At 42.7% G+C, this 7,958-nt stretch carries 6 protein-coding genes; 3 read left to right on the top strand and 3 right to left on the bottom strand.

Going from position 1 to position 7,958, the window contains the following annotated elements:
* Positions 1-314: 314 nt before the first annotated feature.
* The 3 genes from H7844_14110 to gpmI all read right to left on the bottom strand — a co-directional run bounded on the left by H7844_14110 (position 315) and on the right by gpmI (position 4,198).
* A complete protein-coding gene (locus H7844_14110) occupies positions 315-1,109 on the bottom strand; it encodes a YdcF family protein (protein ID MEO5358414.1) in 795 nt (264 codons plus the stop codon).
* Between the two features lie 46 nt (positions 1,110-1,155).
* A complete protein-coding gene (locus H7844_14105) occupies positions 1,156-2,508 on the bottom strand; it encodes a cobyrinate a,c-diamide synthase (protein MEO5358413.1) in 1,353 nt (450 codons plus the stop codon).
* A gap of 64 nt (positions 2,509-2,572) precedes the next feature.
* On the bottom strand, positions 2,573-4,198 hold the full coding sequence (gpmI, locus tag H7844_14100; GenBank protein ID MEO5358412.1) for a 2,3-bisphosphoglycerate-independent phosphoglycerate mutase: 1,626 nt from the start codon (positions 4,196-4,198) through the stop codon (positions 2,573-2,575).
* 181 nt (positions 4,199-4,379) lie between these two features.
* Between gpmI and H7844_14095 the strand changes: the two genes are divergently transcribed.
* The 3 genes from H7844_14095 (at position 4,380) to H7844_14085 (ending at position 7,916) form a co-directional block, all read left to right on the top strand.
* A complete protein-coding gene (locus H7844_14095; protein ID MEO5358411.1) occupies positions 4,380-5,945 on the top strand; it encodes a PAS domain S-box protein in 1,566 nt (521 codons plus the stop codon).
* A 39-nt stretch (positions 5,946-5,984) separates the two neighbouring features.
* Complete coding sequence (locus H7844_14090; GenBank protein MEO5358410.1) at positions 5,985-6,869, top strand: class I SAM-dependent methyltransferase; 885 nt, start codon at positions 5,985-5,987, stop codon at positions 6,867-6,869.
* A gap of 276 nt (positions 6,870-7,145) precedes the next feature.
* Positions 7,146-7,916, top strand: a complete 771-nt coding sequence (locus tag H7844_14085) for a response regulator (protein MEO5358409.1) — start codon at positions 7,146-7,148, stop codon at positions 7,914-7,916.
* Positions 7,917-7,958 lie beyond the last annotated feature (42 nt).

Below are 7,958 nucleotides of genomic sequence, written 5' to 3'. Positions count from 1 at the left end.
TTAAAAATCTTATCAGAAAAGCCGGTTCAGTAGATGAATTGAAGGAGTTCTTGGGCAAAAACATATAAAACAATTAGAGTGCTTATATCGGTGGCTTGTTTTGCGAGCGTCCCGCCCCCTGGGGACAGTGATTTTTTTCTGCGTGGAGCAATCCAGCATATTGCTCCGAAAGATTTGAAAGCCGGGTTAAGAGCCAAGCTGCAGTCAGAAGTATAACGCAGGCGGCTGGGAGAAAGCGACGCAGGCTTACTTTTTTGTTCCCCCGGAGCTTGTGATAAAGCCAACAAAGTTAGACAATAGAAGGCAACTTGGTATTACAGCTTTCCTGTAAGTTTATAGATTACATACCCTGAAAGCTCATATAGAGACTCATAAGTGGCGTTTAAACCATACCCTTTTGGTAGTATATCGTCAAAGGAAAAAACAAAAATTCTCTTATTAACCGAAAACGTATCCGGAGATAGTCCCTGTTTTTTGAACATGGCCAGCGCTCTTTTCATGTGGCTTTGTGAGGTGACAAGAAGGATTTTTTTTAATTTTTGCTCTTCTGCAATTTTTTTCATCTTAAAGGCTTCATCAGTGGTTCTCTTAACCTCTCCATATACCTCGTACTGGTTACTCTCCAGCAGCTGCGAAAAGTACCTCCCTGATATTATTTGCCCCTCATGGGCTGTGCCGGCGGAATTAGAGGCTGCCCAGTCGCCAAATAGTAGTTTTTTAGCATGTCCGTTTTTAACAAAATAAATACCAGCCAGAATACGTTCAGTTTGCTGGGTGGTCCTGACGTAGTTTACCGGCATGAAAATATTCTCTCCGGCTTTACCGCTTTTTTCTCTTATATGCCACTCCATATTTATAGCGCCTGCCAAAACCACCACAGCGTCATATTGTGTCTTTGGATTATATGTATCCGGTACCGCCCAGAATTTCATAAAAACATTAGAGCTCAGTGGTGCAAACACCAGGTAAAAGACTAAAGTAAGCGAGGCGGTAAAAAACCTCCGGTGTTTTTTTGTCAGTGTAAGAAATAATAATCCGGCTGTCAGATAAACAAGCGGATTAATCAGTATTAAAGCAATATTGCGTAAGATGTCTTCAAAACTCTGCACAGATTTTATGATAACATAAAGTCATATCATAAAATACCATTTTATTTTACCTAATCCGGTACCGCTTTACTATTGCCGACGCTAAAGAGGGATTACCGGCGAAGTGGAGGTGTACGTAGCCGGCAAGGGTATTTTTTACAGAAAACCCTGCTGTTCCTTCCGTGTTTTCATAGATGTTTTTCAGCTCCGGTGATTTCTCGTAAATGTCTGAATAGTGAAACTCATGCCCTCTGAGGATATCCCCCTTGTGGCCTATTATTGTATCCGCAGTGAGTGTTATTTCTCTATATCCCAGGTGTGATAACCGCTGTCTCATCTTACACCTAAGCGGCAATACCCCGCACATCGGATAGAAATTACCGTCTGTTGTCCGTATCCCCTCAGACAGATACATCATCCCGCCGCATTCGGCATACACAAGGCCGCCACCTTCCGAGTAATTCCGTATTTGTGTTCGTAAGACATCGTTTTTGGAAAGCACCTCACTATAAAGCTCAGGATACCCGCCGCCAAGATAGATGCCTAAAATATTGTCCGGTAGTTTTTTATCTGATAACGGACTAAAAAAAACCGTCTCTATCCCGGATGAGCGTAAAAGCTCAAGGTTGTCCTCGTAGTAAAAACAAAAAGCCGCATCCCGTGCCACCGCCAACCTCAGTTTGCCGGTGCTTTGTACCGCAGTATTGTCACCGTTGACAATTGGTTGCGCCATATTGCCTACTTCAGGATTAATATGTGTTTTAGCCAAAATCTTATCTGTTTCTATCGTGTCCTTCACGGCGGATATCAAATTATTAATGAAATCTGCACCGATAATTCCATCCTCCGCCGTAAGAAGCCCCAGATGGCGCTCCGGTATCTTAATCTCTGTGCTTGCCGCAATGTATCCAAAAACTTCTGACTTACATCTTGTCTTTATAGCATTTTTTAATCTTTCAAAATGCCTGATACTTCCGACTCTGTTTAAAAGCACTCCGGCTATCTCCACATCCTTGTCATATGCCTCTACGCCGGTTAACACAGCCGATACAGTCTCAGCCATGCCCTTGCAATCCAACACCAAAATAACCGGTATCTTTAAAAGTTTGGCAAGTGCCGCAGTTGATCTCTCATCACCGTCAAAAAGCCCCATCACCCCCTCAACAACAGATACATCGGCATGTGTGCTGTACTTATTAAAAATTTCCGTTACAAAACCATTCCCACACATCCATCTGTCGAGGTTTCTTGAAATTACACCGGTAAGGGCGGTGTGAAGACCGGGGTCTATGAAGTCAGGGCCTGCCTTAAAGGGGGCGACTTTCAGGCCGTGATGTTTAAACAGCGCCATGAGGGCCAGTGTCACCGTGGTTTTACCTGCTCCGCTTTGAATAGCCGAAATCAGAAATGCGTTTTTCATATGAGCTTACCGGAGCTGGAAATTGGAAGAGGGCGGAGCCCCCTTCCGTTAATAGTTTCCAACATTATTTAACAAACGTAATGAGCGACGGGTCATAGGCGGCAGGCTTTTCATAGCCAAGGAGGTTACATAAAGTGGCGGCAACATTACTTAAACCGGGTTTTTCCATATTTGAAAGTTTATACTCGCCGCTGTAGCACGGGTCATATATAACAAACGGCACAGGGTTAAGCGTATGTGAGGTTTTAACTGTTTTCTTACCCTTCTTTATCGAAACCATTTCATCGGAATTCCCATGGTCCGCCGTTATTACGGCTATGCCGTCAAGGGATTCAACCAGCTGAAGGAGCTTGCCTACACACTCATCCACTGTCTCAACCGCCGTGACAGCCGCATCCATTACCCCCGTGTGCCCTACCATATCGCCGTTTGCAAAGTTCAGTCTGCCAAAGCGGTACTTGCCGGATTTGAGCAGCTCTGTCGTTGCCTCCGTGATTTCATATGCTTTCATCTTAGGGGCTTTATCAAAAGTTAATTTATCCGATGGAATTTCCATGTATTTTTCAAGTTTATCATCAATATAGCCGGAGCGGTTACCGTTCCAGAAATACGTCACATGGCCATACTTCTGAGTTTCCGAGATTGCAAACATTGTCATGTTTTCCGCCGCCAGGTACTCACACACGGTTTCATTTATCTGAGGGGGAACAACCAAATAGTTCTTAGGCACTTTGGCGTCGGAATCATACTCCATCATGCCGGCGTAGAAAACATCGGGGATACGCCCCTTTTCAAATTTGCTGAATTCAGAGCCTGAGTCAAACGCTACCGAAATCTCTATAGCCCTATCTCCCCTGAAATTGAAAAACACTACTGAATCACCGTCCTCCATCCGCCCCACAGGATTACCGGCATCATCTACCACAACAAAAGCATCCATATTCTGATCATCAATATCCTTTGCATAAGAGGCATTAACATACTCGGTGCAGGACTTACACGGAGTGCCGATGCCGTTTACGTGAGCATCCCAGCCGCGCTTTACAATATTCCAGTCGGCCTCATACCTGTCCATGGTGACATTCATTCTGCCCCCCCCTGAGGCGATTACATAATGAAAACCTTTATCATCGCGTATTTTTTTCAGCGCTTCTTCAAGCGGAGTTATATACTCAAGGGCTGTTCTGGGGCCCACGTCTCTGCCGTCTAAAAGCGGATGAATCCGCACCTTTTTAACTCCCACCTCGGCAAGCTTATTAACCATTGCGTAGAGGTGGCTTATGTTTGAATGGACGTTGGCGTCTGAGAGCAGCCCTATAAAGTGTACGGCACCGCCGTTTTTGCCTCTTTCCACTATGCTGTTCCACAGTTTGCCGCTAAATACGGCGCCGGTGGCAAAATCCTCATTTACACGCTTTGCCCCCTGAGCAAACACCCTGCCGGCTCCAAAGGCATTGTGTCCGACCTCGCTGTTGCCCATGTCTTCATCCGAGGGTAAACCCACGGCCTCACCGTGCGCTCGTATCGAGGTAAAAAATTCGCTTTTAAAAAGCTTATCCAGCGTGGGGGTTTTTGCCGTAAACACGGCATTTGTCTCGTCTTCCTTACCCAAGCCCACACCATCCATGATTATTAAAAGAAGAGGCCCCTTGCGTCCCGAAAACCCTTTTAGTTTATTCAGTTTCTCCATTTATTACCATCCTCCTGAAATATTGTCTGTTGTTTACCGTAGAGCATGATTATATAACAATTGACCGCCAATTATAAATAGTTCACTGTTGACACAAAAAATTAAAAAAAATTTTTAAATTAATGTTATTATACGTATAATGTTTGTACAGAGTCAGGTCTTGGAGATTTGGAGATTTTAGATGGCAAAGGGCAGAGTTTTTATTGTAGATGATGAGGTAATCATATCCCATGACATGAAGGTAACTCTCATGGGCCTTGGTTATGATGTAGTAGGTCTGGCTGCCACAGGGCAGGATGCAATAGACAGAGCATCCGAGCTTAGGCCGGACTTAATTCTTATGGATATAAAGCTCATCGGTGATATTGACGGTATAGAGGCGGCAACTGAAATCCAGCACCATTATGATATACCTGTAATATTTATAACATCCTATTCAGACGATCAATTGTTAAAGAGGGCAAAAGTAACGGGACCGTTTGGTTACATCCTCAAACCATTTGATGACAGGGCGCTTTATGCCGCAATAGAGATGGCCCTTTTTAAGCATGGTATGGAAAAAAAATTGAAGGAAAGCGCTGAGCGTTATGCTTTGGCCTCAAGAGCAGGGGATATCGGGATATGGGATTGGGACATAGACACGGGGGATGTGTTTATTGACGCTAATCTGAAAAAAATGGCAGGCTATGGGGGCGATGAGATTGAAAACTCGATGAAAGCTCTCTACAGTCTTATCAATCCTGATGATGTTGACTACTTTAAAAGCGAATTACTAAAAGCAATGGATAAATGCCTATCGAATTTTGAAATCAAACACAGACTAAAACACAAAGACGGCTCAACTCTGTGGATGCTTGCAAGAGGTAAAATATACTGCGGCAGGGAAGGCAAGCCAACTCGTGTTATGTGTTCCGATATGGACATATCTAAACTTACAGCCATAGAGAAAACGCTTAAGGATACCGTTATAAAAGAAATCAAACAGAAAGAGTTTTTTAAAGCAATGTTTGAAAGAAACGTGGCCGGCATTATTATTACAGAAATAAACGGTAAGATTATTAATTCAAATACCACATTTCAGAAAATGCTTGGTTATAAACCTAAGGATATTATAGGGCGGTTTGTTTATGATCTTACCCACCCTGAAGATATAGAAACGGCAAAAAATTATTTTAATGAAATCTTAGCCGGCTACAGAAACCACTACACAATGGAATCGCGTTATTTGAGAAAAACCGGTGGATATTGTTGGGGGCAGATAACAGTGTCGCTTATTTACGGGGTTGAGAGTTCCCCTGCCAATCTGCTGTATATAGTGGAGGACATCCAGAGGAAAAAGGAGCTGGAGGAGCAATTTCAGAAGAAAAACATGGAAATAGACCTTATTTTAAATTCAATACCGGCCGGAATCTGGGTTTTAGACAAAGCCGGAATCATTGTAAGTGCTAACAGGGGTGCGGTAGAGGAAACAGGCTCTCCTTTGGATGAGCAAAAGGGAAAGCCGTTTTTTGAGGTTTTTAGTGAAAACGGAAATGCAGCAATCTCCAATTTTATAAAAGCGGGTAAGCCCCACCGTAATATCACATTGTGCAGGCGGCTGCCATCAGGTGAGATCAGGCATTTTTGCGTTGACGGCATTCCTTATACTGATGCCGGAGGCAGTGTTTCCGGTGCCGTAGTCTATGCCTATCCTGAGGCGGTAAATCATGACAACGATACTGCCGTCCCTACTCTCTCTAATGAGTAGATGGCTTATCCCCTATCCTCAACAGAAGGAGACTGAGGGTTGGAAGAAAATTCAATAAGAGATGTTCTTATTTCATTGGGGCTCTGTGATGACAACTCTATAGAAGAGTTTTATCCCTCTGTGAGAGACAAAGACGGGGTTTCCGTGCTTAGGTGCAGAAGGAGTGGAATAATATTTTTAAATAAAACTTCTCACATTGATTTGGAGTATTTCAGGTCAAAAAAATCATACGAATATTGGTCGTCAACCGGCAGAAAAGAAACTGTCATGGGAAATCTGGAGGATGATACAAGAAGGGCGGAGAGTTTTAAGCACCTGATTGCAGGTAAAAAATGGCTTGATATTGGAACCGGCTGTGGCGGTATGCTTGATATCCTTGCGCCACTGTCATTATCATGTGCCGCGGTAGAGCCTCAGGAACATGCAAGAGCGGAACTGATTAAAAGCGGCTATAATGTTTACCCCGATATTTCTCAAATCACTGAAAACAATTTTGACGTAATTACAATGTTCCACGTTTTTGAACATCTCACCGACCCCATAGCAACACTGAATTTTCTATTTAAGAAGATGGCCACAGGTGGAAGACTAATCATCGAGGTACCACATGCGAGGGATTTTTTAATATCTTTCTTATGTTTGGACAGTTTTCTGAAATTTACATTCAGAAGTGACCATCTTATACTTCACACCCGTGAAAGTCTTGCCTCTTTTATTAAAGAGGCCGGCTTTGCAAATATCATTATAAATGGTTACCAACGGTACCCGCTTGCCAACCACTTGTATTGGCTCAATAATGGAAAACCAGGCGGTCATTTGAAATGGTCTCCTTTAAGAAATCCTGAAATAGACAGCGCTTACTCAAACCTGTTAAACAACATTGATAAAACCGACACATTGATTGCTTCAGCGGAAAAACAGTAAATTTCCAGATACATTCCATACAAACCATCACCTTCAGGGAGCTTTCTACACATCGTTATACTTTTGAATTAGAATTGGAATAAATAATTGTACCAGGTGTATGTTGCGGCACAGTCCTTTTTATATCCGTTATTATGATAATTGTGCATGTTATGATAAGTTTAGGGAAAACAATACAGCCAAAATCTCTTTTACCGGAGTCGCTGATTTTTTATGCCTGATTTCAGTATTCTATTTTTTTAAACACTGCCTTTGTTATAATAAACAGAGATTATTATGGAAGATGATTTAAATAGATCACTTATTCACAACGTTTCTATACTGTATGTTGAGGATGAGGACACCGTCAGGGAAAGTCTTGTCAGATTCCTCAAGCGCAGGTTTAGTACCGTAGCCACTGCTAAGGACGGCAGCGAGGGGCTTGAGTTGTTTGAAAAACATTTTTATGATATAGTTATAACCGATGTTCAAATGCCGGTTATGGACGGCCTTGAAATGGCTAAATTTATAAGGGAAATTTCCCCTGAAACTCCGGTTATCATCACCACAGCATTTAACGAGCCAAACTATCTCATGAAAGCAATTGAGCTTAAAGTTGACGCCTATATAAAGAAACCCATTGTCAAGGATGACTTGTTAAATTCCGTATTTAAAAGTGCAGCCTGTCTTTCTAAACGAAAAGACTCTGAGCTCAGACTGGATTTTGCTCAGTCTGTTTTAAGCACCCAAATGGAATTTAGTCTGGTTTGCAGGATGGATACACTCCAGCTTTCAAATAATCTGCTGTTTAATATGTTTGGGTTTTCTTCTCTTGACGAATTCTTTGTTTATAATGAACGCCTGAAAGAAACCCTGACGGATTCCACCCCTGAATCTGAACAAAGCGGTTATACAGTAAGGTGGATTCAAAAAATGCTACGGCAGTCTGAACAGCAAATAGAGGTGTTTTTTAAAATACACGGAGAAAAAGCCCTTAAGCCTTATATTTTAAATTTCCGGCAAACAGGAAATTACATTCTTGTGGGAGGCCGGCGTCCTCCGGCGTAACATGTACGGCGGAGCCCCGTAAGCACTCAACTCAAGGAAATA

Source organism: Nitrospirae bacterium YQR-1, from assembly GCA_039908095.1.
In the GTDB taxonomy this organism is placed as follows: Bacteria; Nitrospirota; Thermodesulfovibrionia; order Thermodesulfovibrionales; family Magnetobacteriaceae; genus Magnetomonas.
Note: the sequence above shows the minus strand (reverse complement) of the source record. Positions and strands in the feature narration are given on the sequence as shown.

Bases quoted from the DNA above. Each gene is read 5' to 3' on its own strand.
- H7844_14095 (MEO5358411.1), top strand. From the start codon at position 4,380: ATGGCAAAGGGCAGAGTTTTTATTGTAGATGATGAGGTAATCATATCC.
- H7844_14085 (MEO5358409.1), top strand. From the start codon at position 7,146: ATGGAAGATGATTTAAATAGATCACTTATTCACAACGTTTCTATACTG.
- H7844_14105 (MEO5358413.1), bottom strand. From the start codon at position 2,508: ATGAAAAACGCATTTCTGATTTCGGCTATTCAAAGCGGAGCAGGTAAA.
- gpmI (MEO5358412.1), bottom strand. From the start codon at position 4,198: ATGGAGAAACTGAATAAACTAAAAGGGTTTTCGGGACGCAAGGGGCCT.